Genomic DNA, 1,135 nt, shown 5'->3' on the forward strand with positions numbered 1-1,135 from the left:
TTCGTCGCCAGGCCAAGCATGCAGGAGGCAATGGAGATTTACGACGCGCTGACCCTTGTCGAACAGGGGGTGGCGGCCCAGCTCAGCGATCGCCTTGGCCCCGCCGGATGGGCCGAGCTGCGCCAGCATGTCGAACGCCAGCGCCAGGCAGTCGCCGCCGGCAACGATGCGCTGGCCGACGTGCTCGGCCAGGAATTCCACACGGTGTTCGTGCGCCTTAGCCGCAACAAGGTGATGCAGGAAATCCATGCCCAGCTGGTGCGCCGCACGACGTTGCTGCGCTCGCTCATTTCAGCCGATTTCGACTATTGCAATCTGCTCGACGATCATTCGAGGGTCGTCGACCTTCTGGAAAAGGGCCGCCTGAAACAGGCCATGGACCTGATCGACACGCATCACCGCACCGTGGTGCGCGGCTACATCATGGATCGCGAGGTGTTTCCGGAGATGACGCCTGCCGAAGCGCTCGCACCCTATCTCGACGGCAAGGCCGACGGAGCGACGATATCGGCTGGATTGAGGCAGGCAAAACCATCCGGGAATGGCGACGGCGCGGCGCACGCGCACGTCCATCTCCCTAACAAAGACCGGGCATCGACAAGCCGGGCATCAACCAAAAAAACCAACAGAGGGTTACCGACATGAACGACCTGACAAGACGCGGATTCCTGAAATACAGCGGTGCGCTGGGTGCTGCGCTCGGTGCCGGAGGGCTGAGCACGGTCGCCAAGGCTCAAGAGGTGCTCAAGATCGGCGTCGTCTACGTCTCGCCGATCGCCGAAATCGGCTGGACCAAGCAGCACAGCCTTGGCGTCGAGGCGATCAAAGCCGCGTTCGGCGACAAGGCCGAACTCACCGTCATCGACAACATCTTCATGCCGCAGGATGCGGAGCGCATTTTCCGCGAGCTGGCCAGCGCCGGCAACAAACTGATCTTCGGCACCAGCTTTTCGCACGGAACGCCCATGCAGAAAGTGGCGCCGCGGTTCCCCAAGGTGGCTTTCGAACATTGCTCCGGCATCGTCCACCTTGCCAATCTGGGTACCTTTGAAGCCAAATATTACGAGGGCACTTTCGTCGCCGGCGCGGCCGGCGGCTACATGTCGAAATCGGGCAAGATTGGTTTCATCGGCGG

At 61.8% G+C, this 1,135-nt stretch carries 2 protein-coding genes; both read left to right on the plus strand.

What is annotated here, in order from left to right; all coding sequences use genetic code 11:
* Positions 1 to 645, plus strand: a 645-nt coding sequence (locus EN991_RS37180; RefSeq protein WP_164769705.1) for a GntR family transcriptional regulator, incomplete at its 5' end; no start/stop codon positions are given.
* The coding region (locus EN991_RS37185) for a BMP family ABC transporter substrate-binding protein (protein WP_127370572.1) at positions 642 to 1,135 on the plus strand (494 nt) is incomplete at its 3' end. The genes EN991_RS37180 and EN991_RS37185, both read left to right, overlap by 4 nt.

The organism is Mesorhizobium sp. M7A.F.Ca.US.005.03.2.1, assembly GCF_003997795.1.
GTDB classification, from domain to species: domain Bacteria; phylum Pseudomonadota; class Alphaproteobacteria; order Rhizobiales; family Rhizobiaceae; genus Mesorhizobium; species Mesorhizobium ciceri.